Source organism: Claveliimonas bilis, assembly GCF_030296775.1.
GTDB lineage: Bacteria > Bacillota > Clostridia > Lachnospirales > Lachnospiraceae > Claveliimonas > Claveliimonas bilis.
The window spans coordinates 1,313,516-1,331,471 of the sequence record NZ_AP027742.1 but is presented as its reverse complement, the minus strand read 5'-3'; the positions used below and the strand labels follow the sequence as shown (position 1 = coordinate 1,331,471).

Genomic DNA, 17,956 nt, shown 5'->3' with positions numbered 1-17,956 from the left:
TTGTTAGATCAGCGGGTATTTCTTTGTAAGCTGCGCTACGATTTCCTGTGCCTTTCCAATATTATCCTCACTTTTAATCACAAGAGAAATAGCTTCTGCAATGTGCTCCATATCCTCTTCCTTTAATCCGCGAGTGGTAACTGCAGGTGTTCCAAGCCTCACTCCGCTTGTCACCATCGGTCCTCTGGCATCGTTTGGAATTGTATTTTTATTACATGTAATATGAGCAGCATCCAGACGTTTTTCCAGTTCTTTTCCTGTTACCTCTTCCTGGCTTAGATCAACCAGCATCAAATGGTTGTCTGTGCCTCCTGATACCAGTTTTACTCCTCTTTCCATCAAAGCCCGGGCCAATGCCTGGGCATTCTTTACAATCTGTTCCTGATATTCGCGAAATTCAGGCTGAAGCGCTTCTTTAAAACAGACTGCTTTTCCGGCAATCACATGCTCCAGCGGGCCTCCCTGTATACCAGGGAATACTGCTTTATTAAAATTAAATTTGTCCGCTGCTTCCTGGTTGCAAAGGATCATGCCTCCCCTCGGTCCCCTCAGAGTCTTATGTGTTGTAGTTGTCACAACATCTGCATACGGAATCGGGCTTTGATGAAGGCCTGCCGCTACAAGTCCTGCAATATGAGCCATGTCTACCATAAGGTAGGAACCTGCCTCATCAGCAATCTCGCGGAATTTCTTGAAATCGATTTTTCTTGCATAGGCGCTTGCCCCTGCAATGATCAGTTTCGGCTTTTCCTCTAAAGCAATACGGCGCACCTCTTCATAATCAATAAAACCTTCCTCATTTACTCCGTAAAAGGAGGTCTGAAAATAATTTCCCGAGAAATTTACCGGTGATCCATGGGTCAGATGCCCTCCCTGATCCAGATTCATTCCAAGAATCTTGTCCCCCGGTTTCAGCATGGCAAAGAAAACTGCCATATTTGCCTGTGCTCCTGAATGAGGCTGCACGTTGACATACTCGCATCCAAAAAGTTTCTTTGCTCTCTCCCTTGCCAGATTCTCTACTACATCAACGTAATCACATCCGCCATAATACCTTCTTCCCGGATACCCTTCTGCATATTTATTTGTCAAGGGACTTCCCATAGCCGCCATAACTGCCTTGCTTACCCAGTTTTCGGAAGCAATCAGTTCCAAATGGGAATCCTGTCTTTCCATCTCCTTTACAATAGCATCTGCTATTTCGCTGTCCGTTTTTCTAATGTCCTCAAAAGCGTACATCCTTTTCCTCCTTTTTAAGTAGCCTTGCAAGCCTCATTCGCCCTGCCAAGCTCGAACCCTCCGGGTTCTCGCTCACGGGCTTCGCCCCTTTTCGGCAAACTCAGATCTCATTCGCCCTGCTAAGCTCGAACCCTTCGGGCTCTCGCTCACGGGCTTCGCCCTATAAAAATACAAAACGCCAAAAATACCTGCAAGCAGGTATTTTGTCCTTTTGCATTTTTGCACGGCTCATTGCCTACGTGGACATTATACCACACATCCCGGATAATAAAAAGAAGTGCGGTGGATTTTACCGCCGCACTTTTGTTTTTTATTCACTTGCAGTTCCCAGAGTTACAGATACTGTCTGTTCCTGATAGGAACCATCGTTTGCTGCAACCTGTACTGTCAGTTCCACAGTTTCACCGACTTTATAGTAAGTAAGCTGTTCCTTTAAAGTAGACATGCTGTCAACAGTTGTTCCGTTGATAGCTGTTATAATATTACCCTGTGCAAGGCCTGCCTGCTCTGCTCCGCTGCCTTTAGATACCTCCCTGATATATACGCCTGTAGGCATATTATACATTTCAGAGCTGTCATCTGATACATCTACTCCGGTAATTCCAAGATATCCCTGCTCTTCTTCAGAAACTTTTGTCTTTGTCTCCTGATTCATGAGTGAAGTAATGATATCGCTTGCGTCACTGATCGGGATTGCATATCCCATACCTTCCGCAACACTGGAATTGATCTTGGCCGTATTAATACCAACTACCTGTCCATTAGCGTTAAGCAGCGCTCCTCCACTATTTCCAGGATTGATCGCTGCATCTGTCTGGATCAGTTTTCCGTCAAATCCATCCAGCTCCCGGTCTGTCGCAGAGATAATACCAGTTGTTACAGACTGTCCATATCCAAGTGCATTTCCAATTGCAATGGCAGGTTCGCCTACCTGAAGTTCATCAGAATCTCCAAGGGAGGCAATACTGATCTCTTCCATGGTGGAATCCTTAATAGAATCTACCGGCACTGCGACTACTGCCAGATCCCGTGCCGAATCCGTTCCTTTTATATTGGCCTCTACACTTTCATTATCTACAAATGTAACTGTCAGTGTATCTGCACCTTCCACCACATGATTATTAGTTACGATCAAAAGCTCTGAATCACTCTGGTCGATGATAATACCGGAACCAAGGCTTGTGCTTTCTTCCTGCTGTGTCTGTCCGAAGAAATTCTGCACTTCCTGTACACTCATGTTTGTGATAGACACGATGGACGGCATAGCTGATTCTACAATCTGTGAAACATCCGATGTCACTGTGCTGGCAGTTTGTGTCAGCTGCGTGTTCCCTGATGTGGAAGACTGCTTCACTGTCTTTGTATCATTTCCTGTCACCCTGTCAAATACCACATTGCTTGCCTGGAAGGCAGCACTTGCAACAATTCCAAATACAAGGGCCAGGCCGACAACTCCCGCCCATTTTGGCATTTTCTTTTTTGGCTTTTTTGGTTTCTCCTGTTTTGGCTGTTCATCAAAAATATTATTATGATCGAAATCCTCTGGATTAGGATTGTAATAATTATACTCATTACTCATAGTTAAGACTCCTTTCATGTCTTTCTTTTGTTTCTATGATTGTAGTCTAACTTATAATTGTGTATAAATTGTGATAAATCAATTAAAAAATGTTGAAAGCGTCAGTATACAAAAGAATTTTCACGGATTCAGCCGCATTTCTTTGTATACCGGCGCTGCTCTAATTCAATTCTTTTTCAGCTAATTCAAGCGCTGCCAGAATCACTTTATCCATATCATAGTACTTGTAAGCGCCCAGCCGACCGCCAAAAACTACTCGTTTCTCTTTTTCCGCCAGCTCCTTATATTTCTCATACAGACTGCTGTTCCGCTCATCATTGACCGGATAATAAGGCTCGTCCCCCACCTTCCATTCTGATGAATATTCTCTGGAAATCACAGTCTTATCCGAAGTGCCGAACTCAAAATGTTTATGCTCGATGATTCTTGTATAGGGAACTTCTCTTTCCGTATAATTTACCACCGCATTGCCCTGGTAGTTAGGGCAGTCCAAAACCTCTGTCTCAAAACGGACGCTCCTGTATTCCAACGCTCCCAGTATATAATCAAAATATTCATCTATCATACCGGTAAAAACAATACGGTCCGCCATATCTTTGTATGTTTCCCGCTCCTTCAGATAATCGGTCCCAAGTTTTACATCTGCCTGTTCCAGAAGCTTCTTAATAATCGCGGTATAGCCGCCGATGGGGATTCCCTGATACCGATCGTTAAAATAGTTATTGTCATACGTAAAACGAAGGGGCAGACGGCGGATAATAAAGGCCGGAAGTTCTGTACACTTTCGTCCCCATTGTTTTTCTGTGTACCCTTTTATCAGTTTCTCATAAACATCACGCCCCACAAGAGACAGCGCCTGTTCTTCCAAATTGGCCGGCTCTGTAATTCCAAGATCTGCAATCTGCCTGTCAATGATCTCCTTCGCCTCTGCGGGGGTTTTTATATTCCACATCTTACTGAAAGTGTTCATATTAAAAGGAAGATTATACAGTTCATCTTTATAAACAGCAATAGGCGAATTGATATAATGATTAAATTCTGCGAACCGGTTCACATACTCCCACACTTCCTTGTTTGAAGTATGGAAAATATGGGCCCCATACCGATGAACCTGGATACCTTCTATTTCTTCTGTATAAATATTTCCCCCAATATGATTTCTCCGATCCACCACCAGGCACTTTTTCCCTTTTTTCCCCGCCTCGTGGGCAAATACTGCTCCAAACAGTCCCGCTCCCACTATCAGATAGTCATATTTCATCTTTTCAGCTCCTTTTATTCTACAGTGACAGATTTTGCCAGATTTCTCGGTTTATCCACATCGCATCCTCTGCCTACGGCAACATAGTATCCGAAAAGCTGCAGAGGAATGATTGCCAGGGAGTTGGTAAAATATTTATTGGTTTTCGGAAGATAGATCACATAATCTGCTGCCTTTTCCACTTCCGTATTGTCCACATTTGTGACCGCCATCACAAATGCTCCTCTTGTCTTTACTTCTACCATATTGCTGATCGTCTTTTTGTACAACTCTTCCTGTGTAAGGACAGAACATACCAGAGTACCTTCTTCGATCAGAGAAATGGTTCCGTGCTTCAGTTCTCCGGCCGCATACGCTTCTGAATGAATATAGGAAACCTCCTTCAGCTTCAGAGACCCTTCCAGGGAAATTGCATAATCGATTCCTCTTCCGATAAAGAAAATGCTCTTGGCTGCAAGGTAACGGTTTGCAAACTTCTGTATTTTGTTTTTGTTATTGAGAAGCATCTCCACCTGTGTCGGCAGCTCCTTCAGCTCTTCTATCATATCTGCCAGACCTTTGTCGCTTAATTCTCCTCTGACATGAGCAAACTTCATTGCAAGCAGATACAAAGATATCAACTGTGCAGAATAAGCCTTTGTAGTAGCGACCGCTATTTCCGGTCCGGCCCATGTATACATTACATTATCTGCCTCCCTTGCAATAGAGCTTCCCACTACGTTGACAATTCCAAGAACTCTGACACCTTTATCTTTTGCTTCCCGAAGAGCCGCAAGAGTATCTGCTGTCTCACCCGACTGACTCACTACAATGAGAAGCGTTCCTTCATCCAGGATTGGATTTCTGTATCTAAATTCAGAAGCCAGATCTACTTCTACCGGTATCCTTGCCAAACCTTCAAAGACATACTTGCTTGTCATACCCGTATGGTAAGCGCTTCCGCAGGCCACAATCATAATCTTGCGGATACTTCTGATATCTTCCTCTGACATTCCCAGCTCTTCGATCACAATATTTCCGTTTTTAAGTCTGGGTGAAAATGTATCCATGATCGCTTTTGGCTGCTCATACATTTCTTTCAGCATAAAGTGCTCATATCCGCCTTTTTCTGCCGCATTCACATCCCAGTCAATATGAGTTGCCGTCTTCTCAATAGGTTCCTCATCTACATTGAAAAACTCCATGCTTTCTTCTGTCAGCCGCACGATCTCTTCATTTTCTATAAATACAACATCTCTCGTGTATTTCAGTACTGCAGGTACATCAGACGCAATAATGCTTCCTCCATCTGTATGACCTACGATCAAAGGGCTGTCTTTACGCACCGCATACAATTCTTCCGGATGGTCGCTGAAAATAATTCCCAGTGCATAAGATCCTTCCATACGATGCATAACTTTTGTAATCGCCCGGAGAGGATTCCCGTCATAATAATAGTCCAGAAGATGTGCTATAATCTCAGTATCCGTTTCAGAGACAAATTTATATCCCTTTTTTTCCAGTTTTTTCTTTAATTTCAAATAATTTTCAATAATTCCGTTGTGAACAACAACGATACTTTTATCTGCATTAAAATGTGGATGCGCATTGATATCGGACGGAGCCCCATGAGTGGCCCAGCGCGTATGCCCGATTCCAAGGGTTCCGGGAAGTTTCTCTCCCCCATGGCTGATCTCATTCAACACCTTCAGGCGTCCCTGAGCTTTCAGCATGTTGATTTCCTTTCCGTCATAGACCGCAATCCCGGCAGAGTCATATCCTCGGTATTCCAGCTTTTCCAAACCATCCAAGAGAATAGGTGCTGCCTGTAGCTTTCCAATATATCCAACTATTCCACACATAATTTATCTCCTTTACTTTCTCTTTGTACAAACATCCGTTTTTTTTGCACTATCAAATTGTATTGTATCAAATTTGCATCTGCATGTAAAGACAAAGAAATTTCCTATTAGACGAGAAAAAAGGAAGCTGCAGCAACTGCACCTTCCCTTTTTTCTTCTTTTAATCAAGATCGATAATATCCATTTTAAAGGTATCGTCTTCCTCAGCATGACTTCTCTTCTTTGGCGTACGCGGCGGTCTTTTAGCCGGCTCACGAACTCTTGCCTCCAGAAGAGCATCAAGGTCATCTATATCGTCTTCAACCGACTCACGGGACTGTACGCGGAAAACATCATCATCGTCTTCTTCAAAATCTTCGAAATCATCATTGGCCGAGAAATCATCCTCTTCAAAATCTTCTCCGTCGTCTTCGTAATCATCAAAGTCGTCATCTTCATATTCAAAGCCGTCATCATAATCGTCAAAGTCATCGTCGAAATCATCGTCTTCCATTACTGCCGCCTTAGCTTTTGACGCTTTTTCCTTTTTCGCTGCCGGAGCCTTCTTATCTTTTGCAGCTTTTTTCGAGGCCTTCTTATCTTCCTCTTCATCTACATCAATATCATACTCATCATAGAGATCGTCAAGTTCCAGATTACGATGCCGAAGCTTGATTGCAAGTATAATGATAATAATGAGGAAGATTAGGAATAATACCCAGGTCCCCACAAGGAATCTGTCCAGATTATCCCGTAATGTATCGATCAGTCCCCCCAGCAGAGAAGAAGATTCGTTCTCCTCTTCCTGTGAGGAGGTATCCGGGGTATATCTCTGATAAGTGTCATCTATGGAATCATACTGATAGAAGCCTTTCTCCCCGTCACTGTTCAGTGCATATAATACATAATAGTCCGTCGAATCTACATTCTGCCATGCCGGAAAATCTTTGCCATTGACTGTAAAAGTCGTTTCCTGAAGATTGCTTGGCAGCTGACTTCCAACCTCCTCTGTCAGAGGAATAATATATCTGTCCTGTGAAACCTCAATCTGTTCAAAAGGAGAGAAGGTTCCTCCGTCCGGGTCATAGAGAAAGAAATTCTCTTCTCCCTCCGAATCGGAAAGATAAACCGCATATTTCCCGCTGCTCTCCTGCAACGCTGCCGGACAGGTCTGCCCTTCAAAGGTCATTTCTGTCTTGGTAAATCCCGTAGGGATTAAAATATCAGAAAAGTCCACCACGCTGTATGTCTGCCCGTCAACATCTACCTGAACGCCGGATGCAGCACCTGTTTCTCCTGAAGAATCTGTGCTGTCGATCAGAGAAGGATCCCCTTCGCCAATTGTGATAGTGGAGCTCCCCTGTGCCACCTGGAACGATGTCCCATCAGTAGAAGAAGCGCTTACTGAAGCAATCGTGATGCTTGTAGTCTGAACTGCCAGTGCCTGGAACTGAAGCGTCCATTTCATCTCTGTACTTCCGCCGCCGTTTCCGGTCAGCTGGATTTGTCCGTTGCTGGCTGTTGCTCCATCTCCGCTGATAAATTTCAATGCCGCCGCATCATAGGTCAGAGTTGCATTGACATCACCGATTCCTGCATCTGCATAGAAGGTCGCCTCCACATCAAAAGTCGCCCCCTGTGTAGTAGTAGGATCTGAAAATCGAAGCTGCGGTTCAGCTGCATTTACGCTGAAAGGCAGAACCATAACAGTCATACACAGCGCTATGATAACTGCCGTCATTTTTTTTACCAATTTCATACCATTACCTCTCTTATGCATTATTTATTCCGTACCAGAATATTCGCTGCCGCCTCCGCTGTCGTCTACATATCCTCCGTCAGTTGATCCATCTCCGTAATCGGTTCCGGAATCAGTGCCGGAATCGGTCCATCCATCCGATGTCCCCGTATCTGTATATCCGCCGTCTCCAGTTCCACTGCTATCCCAGCTGGAATCATCCGTTCCATCATCATAATAGGAAGAGTCATATCCCGTATCATAACTGTCATCATAAGTCTCTCCGCTGTCATCTTCCCAGGTCTCTCCGGAACTGTCATAGGATGAGCTGGACGCCCTCTCTGAAATTCCATATTCGATATCCTGAACCGTACTGGAGACTGTATATCCATCATTGCCAAACAAAAATTGATGAACCTCCTGCACATTTGTCGAAAGCGTATCCGGAATGACAACGCTTCCCACTTCATTCAGCATATCTGTCGTATTCTTTGACGGAAAGCCCAAAGAGTCTCCCAGTGTATATTTCGCAAAGTCTTTCGCATAGCTTACCATTTCTGTCAAAGTAAAATTAGTGGAAATCTGTGGAAAAACTTCATCAATGATCTTATTAATGGTTCCAAGGCTCATAGACTGCGCTTCATTGGCAATCAGTTCCAGCACGTGCCGCTGTCTGGATGCCCGTTCAAAATCTCCACCGGCTGTATAACGGATTCTGGAGTAAGAAACAGCCTGCACCCCATTTAAATGATAGGTTCCCGCAACCTCAGGCTCGATTTTTGTGTAGCTTTTACCCGTTACTTCAGAAGTCTCCACACAATAATTGTTCATATGGACAACTTCCTCTTCCGTCATTTCTATGTCCAGTCCTCCCACTGCATCGATCACATCTACCAGTGCATTGAAATTGACCGTGACATACTTTTCAATATTCATATCCAGATTTTTATTGATCATGGAAATCGCGCCTTCCGGTCCATAAAAAGAGTAAGCGGAATTTGCTTTATTATAACTTCCGTCATCCAGCTGGAGCAGCGTATCCCGGTATATGGAGACCAGTTTTACCTCTTTTGTTTCATTATTGAGACTTGCGATCATAATCGTATCGCTCCGATTTCCCTTTCCAAGGCTGTTTTCTCTGGAATCCAGACCAAAAAGAGCGATATTCGTATATCCCTCCTCATGCTCCACTTCTGAAGATATATTCAACTTGTCTGTATCAATTTTGGTTGTTTCTATCTTACTCATCTTTCCAGCCAGCAGCACTGCCGCTGTCGAAAGCACCGCAAATGCAACTCCGCCAAAAATGACTCCTATTTTTTTCCCAAGCGACCACGCTGCAAAACTGTGGCGCTTACGCCGGCCTCTTTTTCGCCCTCTACCTGCCATGGTAACATCCTTTCTTTGGTACAGTTTCTTTCCGCGCTTCAAACATTTCAAACAACATAATACATTACTTTATGCTTTTTTTCAATATTTTACCCCTCTTTTTTCACATTACCCGCTTCCAGTATGCCGGAAACATGGTACAGCAAAGAATCATCCTTTTAGGAAGGCTCCGGTAATGTTTCCCCATAAAAAATCCTGCATATTTTACTGCGCTTCCCCAGAACAGCGATAGTACTTTAAACGGTCTGCCGGTCCTTAGAAGATATACTGCCCCACTCTTTACCAGCCGTATCCCTTCTTTTTCCGACTTTATCCCACAGAAAATTTCCGGGTGCTGTGCCTGTGAAACTGCCACATCAAAATTTCTCCTGAACTGTTGCAAATGTGTGTAATTATGAGAATGGATCACCTTTGCTTCTGCTGTATAAGACACGCTGTAACCCTGTTTGATACATCTGGCAGCAAACAGCATATCCTCATTTAAAATAGTCTGCTTTTCAAATCCGCCCACCTCAAGATAAATTCTTCTGTTGTAAGCTGCACAGACATTCGAAGAAAAAAAGGTTTTTATTCCCAGTTCTTCCAGATCCTCTTCTGACTTTATCCGGCTTTTCTCCGGATAATTAAATTTCCTTACATACCGTTCAATAATAGCACAATCCTCTCTTGGCAGCTGCCGTGCAAAAGAGACTGCCGTCTTATCATTTTCAAGGGGCCTTATCAAATTTTCAATCAAATCTTTTCCCTTTGGCAGAGCATCCTGTGTAAAAAACACAAGAATATCCGCATCTGACATACGGGCAGCCTGATCTCTTGTCCCGCCATGATCAAACTTTTCCGGCCGTATCTCTGTAAGCAGAAGATTCTCATACTTCCCGGCTAATTCTGACAAATCCATACCATCTACCGTGTGCATAATGTGGATATGCCTTATGGGAACTGTCTGTTTCTCCAGTCTTTCCACCAGCTTATAAAAATCTTTTTCCGGTTTATACACTGGTATAATCACATCTACGATCCGCCTATTCACTTCCGGTTTCATTTTGTGTATCCTCCGTCTGCTCCTCATCTGCCTGCGGATATATCCCTGTCATTTCAGAAAGTTCATCGCTGATTCCCTGAACAACTTCTGTCGGTTCATAATCTTCATCACCAAAAAGGAACTCATGGGCCTGCCTTACATTATCCGCCAAACCTGCAGCCACTACATAGGACCCCGAATATCCCGGAATGGATTCCGGAGTCTCCGGTGTAAACGGGAATCCGCCGTTCTCTCCCAGCTCATAATTGAAAACATCAGCCGCAAGTCCTATGATCTCTGTGGAAGAAAAACTTGTTGATATTTCCGGGAAAACAGCATCGATCACCTTATTGATAGTTCCCAGATTGGCGCTTTTGGCTTTTTCCACCAGTTTTTCAATCACAAGCCTCTGACGGGAGGTACGCTCAAAATCTCCTCCGGCAGTATAACGGATCCGGGCATAGGAAACTGCCTGTACCCCATTCAGCTGGTAGGTTCCAGCAACCTCCGGCTCAATTCTTTCATAATCTTTCCCGGTAATTTCTGAAGTTTCCACGCAGTAATTATTCATGTGGACAACTTCCTCTTCTGTAAGATCCAATTCAATTCCGCCCAATAAATCTACCGCATCTGCCAATGCAAGGAAATTTACTGTAACATAATCTGTGATATCCAAGTCCAGATTTTTATTCAGCATATTGATAGCCGCCTCAGCGCCGCCTGTAGCATACGCAGAATTTGCTTTATCATATGTACCATCTGCCTGCTGAAGCATGGTGTCGCGATACACAGAAAGCATTTTTACTTCCTTCGTGTTTGTATTGATACTGGCCACGATAATACAGTCACTTCTTACCCCGGATGTCTCTCCTGCCCTGTTGTCTGTTCCAAACAGTGCAATATTTTTAAACCCTTCCTGGTTAACCCCATTATTCAAAATGCTGTCTTCATTAAATACCGTATGATTCAACTTATCCAGTTTGAACATACCAAAGGCTACTGCTCCAAGCACACACAGAATAACCAGCTCTATCACAAGAACCGCCACACGCCTTTTCCTTCTTCTCTTTCGCTTCCTTTTCTGCAGTTCCTTTTCTCTTCTCTTTATTCTTTTCTCTTCTCGCATCTATCTTCTCCATGGTAACAGACATTTTTACTTAAATAAAAGCGTCAGTACATACCAACGCTATAGAAACACTTTTATTATGATACAATACTTTTTCGCCGAGGGCAAGGGAAACTATCTTAAGACTTCATTAACCTTCATTCACGCTATGATCGCTTTCGAAAAAGATTTCTCCACAATTCAGCCTGTATTACGAGATAATTTTTCAAATTTCCCTTTTGAAAAGACACTTTATTTTCCTTCCGGCAGATTTTCACACCAGCAAGCAGCCCCTTTACATATTCCTTTCCCAGACCTTTCCGGAAGAAAAATACCGTTTTTACCGCAAACCCGGCCAAAAGGAAGGGACTGTTCAGAAGAATCTGCAAAAAAGGCATGTTCTTATAAATCAAATAAACATTATTTCTGGAAGAATACTTCGTCTTAAAAACATTGTACCGGGAACCGCTGGAAGCGCTTCCTACATGAATGACTTCCGCTGACGGTTCATAGAGATTCACATAGCCGTATATCCTTGCCCGGTATCCCACATCTATGTCTTCCAGATAAGCAAAATGTCTTTCGTCAAAATATCCGATTTTTTCAAACACATCCCGTCGGTATATGGCAGCGCCTGCACAGGCGGCAAATACGCTGCATGGCCTGTCATACTGCTTTGCCTTACCGTCCCGTCCTCTGGCAAAAGCCCAGCCGAGCGCGTTGTAAAAGGTTCCGGCGCTGTCCATTTTATCCTGATCCTGGTACTGCAGCATTTTCGCTTCCACCGAAAAACATCTCTCATTTTCTTCTATTCTGTGAAGCAGATTTTCCACAAACCCTTCTTTTACTTTGGTATCATTATTCAACAGGATGACATAGGACGTGCGGCTTGCTTTAATCCCTGCATTGACCGCACGGCAAAAGCCGTAGTTCTTTGAAAAACAGATAAACTCCGTCTGCGGATAACGCTCTTTTGCTTTCTCAATACAGCTGTCTGTGGATCCATTATCCACAACAATGACATGCACTGGTATCCCTGTCATCTCATACACAGACTCCAGACAGGGAAGCAGATATTTTTCACCTTTGTAATTAGGTATTACAACCGTCACTTTACACATAGTTTTATCCTTTTTGATTGTTTTTCAGGGAATAATCCCATTTTGTCAGCGTCAGATTTCTGTTATACATTGGATCTCCGTTCTTCAGTATATCCAGGTGATGGCTTCGCATATATTCAATCTCACTTTGAAATCTACGCACCTTCTCCTTGGTATCTTCTGCGCCCCTTGTCTTTGATTCATAATGATAAAGCTCCACATAAGGGTTATACACAACCAAGTATCCTGCCTTTCTCACCCGAAGACAGAAATCCACATCATTGAAAGCAACCTGAAGCTTCTCATCCAGTCCTTTCACGGCCTCATAGACAGATCTCTTTACCATCATGCAGGCCGCTGTAACTGCAGAGAGATCCTGCTGAACGGAAGCCTTGTGGAAATAACCGGTATACCGCCTTGGGAGACCCACAAAAATATTTCCGGCAATACCCCCGATTCCCACAATAATTCCGGCATGCTGCACCGTATCGTCCGGATAGTATAATTTCACGCCGACGATACCCACTTCTTTTCTCTGGCAGTTGCCAAGCATTTCTTCCAGCCAGTCAGGTGTGATCACTTCCACATCATTATTAAGAAGCAGAAGATAGTCCCCTTTCGCATAGCTGGCTCCGTAATTATTGATGGCGGAATAGTTAAAGCCTTTTTCCCAATATACGACCTTCACGCCTTTTGCCTCAATTTTTTTATAATAGGAAAAAGTTTCGTCCTTTACACTGTTGTTTTCCACAACAATGATCTCGTAATTTTTATAGGTAGATTTTTCTATGGACTGAAGACATTTATCCAGACTTTCCACTTCATCCTTGTTAGGAATGATAATAGAGACAAGCGGACTGCCTTTCAGCTCATATTTGACTCTGTAATATCCCAGATCTTTCGCATGGGAAACTTCCCCGTCCTGACTGCACCGTTTAAGATGATCCTCGATGGCACGCTTTCCCGCGTCAAAGGCGTACATTTTACTTGCCGGGTTATCCGCTGTGGAAGCCTTATGCACTCTCCAGTGATAGAGGATCCGTGGAATATGAGCAATCCCCACTGCTTTTTCACTGCAGCGCAGGATCAGATCATAATCCTGTGCTCCGTTAAATTCTCCCCGAAATGCCCCCACATCCTCGATCAGCGATTTCTTTGCCACAAAGAAGTGACAGATATAATTATTGGATCTCAAAAGATCCAGATTGAAATCCGGTTTCATATAAGGCTGAAAATGTTCGGTAAGATCTGTTGTCACCTTATCTTCATCGGAATAGATCATTTCCGGCCTTTCCTGCTGATTAAGCGCTTTTACCACCTCATAAAGGGCGTCTTTTGTCAAAAGATCATCATGGTCGAGAAGTCCCACATATTCTCCGGAAGCAATCTTCATGGCTGCATTTGTATTCTGCGCAATCCCCTCATTTTCCGGAACATCGGTCACCCGGATCCTTTGATCCTTTTCCGATGCAATTCTTAAGATATCTCCTACCTCTTTGTTTCCCGGATTCGCATTAGCGATACAGAGCTCCCAATTTCCATAGGTCTGTGCTCTCACAGACTGGATCATCTGTTTCAAAAATGCCTCTGGCGTATTATACACAGGTACCAGAATACTGATCAGCGGCATGTAGTCAAACTTTTCCTTCCGCTGCCTCTCCAGTTCTTCTTCTTGCGGCCTGTGATTACAATACCACTCCTCATAATCCACATCATCTGTCTGAAACCGCTCTGTCAGTCTGACCCAAAATTCCTTTGGTCCAAAATGCTTAAAATACAGAATCCCCTTTTTTATATTGTAGGGAGATAATTTTTTTAAAAACTTTATCCAGCTGATCTTATATGTTTCCATATATTTCTATTTATATCCTCACTTTTTCTTTTCTGTTTCACTTTCACATGGTTATATGTCATTTTACCACAAAAACCGCATAACTGCCACAATAAAGAGCAAAGAGTTCCGCAAGCGTTTCCTGATTAAAGTAAAAAGGCAGAAGCCTCTCTTAGCTTCTGCCCTCACTCTCTTTGTTCCTAGAAGTGGAACGTATCCTTAAGCCCCCTCCAGAGCTGATCCTTGTCGCTTAAATTCAGCTTTGTGCCATCTTCCAGATGATAACCTTCCCCGGAAGCGCTTCCCTTATACTCTCCCTCCAGAGACGGCCAGGTAATGCCGATCTCAGGATCGTTCCAGGCAAGTCCGCCCTCATCGCCCGGATGATAGAAATCTGTACATTTATAACAAAATTCTGCCACATCGCTCAATACCAGGAAGCCATGGGCAAAGCCTTCCGGAATATAAAACTGTTTTTTATTTTCTTCTGTCAGCTCGATGCCGAACCATTTTCCATACGTTTTGCTGTCGCTTCTTAAATCCACCGCAACATCAAAGACAGCGCCCTTGATCACTCTGACAAGTTTTCCCTGGGGAAACTCTTTCTGGAAATGAAGCCCTCTCAAAACACCTTTGGAAGAACAGGACTGATTGTCCTGGACAAACTGCATGGTAAGCCCCGCCTCTTCCATATCTCTTTGATTGTATGTCTCCATGAAATAGCCTCTGGCATCGCCGTGAACGGCCGGCTCGATCACGCACAGGCCCTCAATGCCGCCAGCGTTCTTTTCTACTTTGATCTGTCCCATTTATGATCTTCTCCTCTTCTCTTTTTCACCGAAACCACTTTTTTAGAAGTCGATTTCCTTCAAATATCTGTTCAGCGCATCCTGCCATGTAGGAAGCAGATGGAATCCATTGTCTGTCAGCTTGCTCTTATCCAGCCTGCTGTTAAACGGCCTTGCCGCTTTGGATACACCATATTCCTCTGTTGTGACCGGAAGGACTTTCACCTTGTCCTCACTGTACTCTTCATGGCCCATTTCCACAGCCTGGCGGAAGATTTCTTTGGTAAAATCATACCAGCTGATATAGCCGCCCTCGTTTGTAGCATGATAATAACCATATTTTTCCGTCTCGATCATGTCAACAAGAAGCTTTGCCAGGTCAAAGGTGTAGGTCGGCGTGCCGATCTGGTCATTGACTACCTTAATGGTATCATGATTCTTTCCCACATTTAACATGGTCTTGATGAAATTCTTTCCATTTTTCCCAAATACCCATGCAATTCGTACAATGAAATATTTTGTAAGAAGCTCTGAAACAGCCAGCTCCCCTTCCAGTTTTGTCTGCCCATAAACATTGAGAGGCTTGTAATCTTTGCAGTCAGGATCCCAAGGCGTCTCTCCCTGTCCGTCAAACACATAGTCCGTGCTTAAATAAACCATTTTGCAGTTCAGTTCTTTGCAGACTTTGGCAATATTTCTTGTGCCGTCCACATTTACCGCCTGGACGATCGGCTTCTTTTCTTCCTCTTCTGCAAGATCTACTGCTGTCCACGCCGCGCAGTGCACGACCGCATCCGGAGCAGCTTCCGAGATCACGCGCTTTACACAGTCTGCATCTGTAATATCCATCTGCACATAAGGCATAGAAGTCACGGCCGTACCGTCCTGAATCCCGCTGTACACTTCCTGGATATCTGATCCGATTCCCTCATAACCGCGCCCCGCCAGCTCATTCATTACATCGTGGCCCAGCTGACCTGCTACACCTGTTACAAGAACCTTCATTATTCCATCTCCTTCCGGTTTCCATACATTTTCTCATAGTAGTTCTGATACTCTCCGGAAATGATCGTCTCCCACCACTCCTTGTTGTCCAGATACCACTGGATCGTCTTCTTAATTCCATCTGCAAACTTTGTCTCCGGCAGCCATCCAAGCTCATTATGGATCTTAGTCGGGTCAATAGCGTAACGCATATCGTGGCCTTTTCTGTCTTCCACATAAGTGATCAGGCTTTCCGGCTTGCCAAGCTCTTTACAGATAATCTTCACGATATCAATATTTTTCATTTCATTATGTCCGCCGATGTTGTAAACTTCTCCCACACGGCCTTTGTGAATGATCAGGTCAATTGCCTTGCAGTGATCTTCTACATAAAGCCAGTCGCGGACATTTTCCCCTTTCCCGTAAACCGGAAGCGGCTTGTCATTCAGTGCATTGGCGATCATAAGCGGAATCAGCTTCTCCGGGAAATGATAGGGTCCATAATTATTGGAACATCTGCTGATGGTAACCGGAAGTCCATATGTCCTGTGATAAGCCAGTACAAGAAGGTCAGCGCCTGCTTTGGACGAGCTGTACGGGCTGCTTGTGTGGATCGGTGTCTCTTCTGTAAAGAAGAGATCCGGGCGGTCCAGAGGCAGATCTCCGTAAACCTCATCTGTAGATACCTGATGATATCTCTGGATTCCGTATTTTCTGCAGGCATCCATTAAAACTGCAGTTCCTTTAATATTTGTGTCAAGAAATACTTCCGGGTTTTCAATAGAGCGGTCTACATGGCTCTCTGCCGCAAAGTTTACCACCATGTCCGGATGTTCCTCTTCAAAAAGTTTATAGACAGCTTCACGGTCTGTAATACTCTCCTTTACAAAACGGAAGTTAGGATTATCCATAACAGGCGCCAGTGTAGATAAGTTTCCTGCATAGGTCAGACAATCCAGACAAATAATCCGGTAGTCCGGGTATTTGTTTAACATGTGAAAAATAAAATTGCTTCCAATAAAGCCGGCTCCGCCGGTAACGATAATGTTCATAATATTTACTCCTATCTGCTTTCTTTTTTAGTATAATCCGTCCTGATATTTTCCATCCAGAACATCTTTTAAATACTGCCCATACTGATTCTTTTTCAACACTTCATAAACTTTAAGCACTTCTTCCTGGGAGATCCATCCATTCAAGTAGGCAATTTCTTCCAGGCAGGCAATCTTTCTGTGCTGATGAGTTTCCATTGTTTTTACAAAATTAGTGGCATCTACAAGACTCTCATGTGTTCCTGTATCCAGCCAGGTAAATCCCTGTCCCAGAAGTTCTACATTTAACTTTCCTTCTTCCAGATAAATCCGGTTCAGATCAGTGATCTCCAGCTCTCCTCTGGCGCTTGGCTTCAGATTTTTCGCATACTCCACAACTTTATTGTCATAGAAATAAAGACCTGTGACACAGTAGTTGCTCTTTGGGTGTTCCGGTTTTTCCTCAATAGAAACCGCTTTCCCCTCTTTATTAAATTCCACAATACCGAAACGCTCCGGATCATCTACATAGTACCCAAACACAGTAGCTCCTTTTCCGGACTGGGCATTTTCCACAGCTGCGCGAAGTCTTTTTTTCAGGCCATGTCCTGCAAAAATATTATCTCCGAGAACCATGGCAACTGTATCATCTCCCACAAATTCTTCTCCGATAATAAAGGCCTGTGCCAGTCCGTCCGGACTTGGCTGTACTGCATAAGAAAGCTCCACGCCAAACTGATGGCCGTCCCCTAAAAGCTCCTGGAACCTGGGGGTATCCTGCGGTGTGGAAATAATGAGAATATCCCGGATTCCTGCATTCATAAGCACCGACATAGGATAATAGATCATCGGTTTGTCATAAATCGGCAACAGCTGTTTGGATGTTACCATTGTCAATGGATAAAGCCGTGTGCCTGAACCGCCTGCTAAAATAATACCTTTCATTTTTATCCTCCTGAAATGTAATTTTGATTGCTGTCTTTTCTTTCAGTATTTCCATCTACATGCATTATAAAAGGTGACCTTAGGTCACCTTCAAGCTTTTTTTGAAAATATTAAGAATTTGTTAC

At 43.8% G+C, this 17,956-nt stretch carries 14 protein-coding genes; all 14 read right to left on the bottom strand.

The window, feature by feature from the left end; all coding sequences use genetic code 11:
- Positions 1-3: 3 nt before the first annotated feature.
- The 14 genes from R2J37_RS06415 to rfbA all read right to left on the bottom strand — a co-directional run bounded on the left by R2J37_RS06415 (position 4) and on the right by rfbA (position 17,831).
- The gene (locus R2J37_RS06415; RefSeq protein ID WP_256194467.1) at positions 4-1,239 is read right to left on the bottom strand and encodes a serine hydroxymethyltransferase; all 1,236 of its coding nucleotides are present in this window, start codon (positions 1,237-1,239) and stop codon (positions 4-6) included.
- A gap of 310 nt (positions 1,240-1,549) precedes the next feature.
- Positions 1,550-2,818: a S1C family serine protease gene (locus R2J37_RS06410; protein ID WP_230106547.1), complete on the bottom strand. Its 1,269-nt coding sequence runs from the start codon at positions 2,816-2,818 to the stop codon at positions 1,550-1,552.
- 160 nt (positions 2,819-2,978) lie between these two features.
- A complete protein-coding gene (glf, locus tag R2J37_RS06405; protein WP_230106548.1) occupies positions 2,979-4,079 on the bottom strand; it encodes a UDP-galactopyranose mutase in 1,101 nt (366 codons plus the stop codon).
- Positions 4,080-4,093: 14 nt separating this feature from the next.
- The gene (gene glmS, locus R2J37_RS06400; protein ID WP_256194469.1) at positions 4,094-5,920 is read right to left on the bottom strand and encodes a glutamine--fructose-6-phosphate transaminase (isomerizing); all 1,827 of its coding nucleotides are present in this window, start codon (positions 5,918-5,920) and stop codon (positions 4,094-4,096) included.
- A gap of 160 nt (positions 5,921-6,080) precedes the next feature.
- Positions 6,081-7,658, bottom strand: coding sequence for a hypothetical protein (locus tag R2J37_RS06395; protein ID WP_316266729.1), 1,578 nt, complete (start codon positions 7,656-7,658; stop codon positions 6,081-6,083).
- A gap of 24 nt (positions 7,659-7,682) precedes the next feature.
- Entirely contained in the window at positions 7,683-9,026 is a 1,344-nt protein-coding gene (locus tag R2J37_RS06390; RefSeq protein WP_316266727.1) for an LCP family glycopolymer transferase, read from the bottom strand.
- A 103-nt stretch (positions 9,027-9,129) separates the two neighbouring features.
- Complete coding sequence (locus R2J37_RS06385; protein WP_316266725.1) at positions 9,130-10,068, bottom strand: glycosyltransferase family 2 protein; 939 nt, start codon at positions 10,066-10,068, stop codon at positions 9,130-9,132.
- Positions 10,049-11,173: an LCP family protein gene (locus R2J37_RS06380; RefSeq protein WP_316266723.1), complete on the bottom strand. Its 1,125-nt coding sequence runs from the start codon at positions 11,171-11,173 to the stop codon at positions 10,049-10,051. Before R2J37_RS06380 ends, R2J37_RS06385 begins: the two co-directional genes overlap by 20 nt.
- Before the next feature lie 146 nt (positions 11,174-11,319).
- Positions 11,320-12,273, bottom strand: coding sequence for a glycosyltransferase family 2 protein (locus R2J37_RS06375; protein WP_256194477.1), 954 nt, complete (start codon positions 12,271-12,273; stop codon positions 11,320-11,322).
- Between the two features lie 4 nt (positions 12,274-12,277).
- A complete protein-coding gene (locus R2J37_RS06370; protein ID WP_316266721.1) occupies positions 12,278-14,104 on the bottom strand; it encodes a glycosyltransferase family 2 protein in 1,827 nt (608 codons plus the stop codon).
- Between the two features lie 179 nt (positions 14,105-14,283).
- Complete coding sequence (gene rfbC / locus R2J37_RS06365; RefSeq protein WP_316266719.1) at positions 14,284-14,892, bottom strand: dTDP-4-dehydrorhamnose 3,5-epimerase; 609 nt, start codon at positions 14,890-14,892, stop codon at positions 14,284-14,286.
- A gap of 42 nt (positions 14,893-14,934) precedes the next feature.
- Positions 14,935-15,876, bottom strand: a complete 942-nt coding sequence (gene rfbD / locus R2J37_RS06360) for a dTDP-4-dehydrorhamnose reductase (protein ID WP_230106557.1) — start codon at positions 15,874-15,876, stop codon at positions 14,935-14,937.
- Positions 15,876-16,907 (bottom strand): dTDP-glucose 4,6-dehydratase, encoded by a 1,032-nt coding sequence (rfbB, locus tag R2J37_RS06355; RefSeq protein ID WP_256194483.1) that lies wholly within the window; start codon positions 16,905-16,907, stop codon positions 15,876-15,878. The genes rfbD and rfbB overlap by 1 nt, the downstream gene beginning before the upstream one ends.
- Positions 16,908-16,934: 27 nt before the next feature.
- Positions 16,935-17,831, bottom strand: a complete 897-nt coding sequence (rfbA, locus tag R2J37_RS06350) for a glucose-1-phosphate thymidylyltransferase RfbA (RefSeq protein ID WP_230106559.1) — start codon at positions 17,829-17,831, stop codon at positions 16,935-16,937.
- Positions 17,832-17,956: the final 125 nt, after the last annotated feature.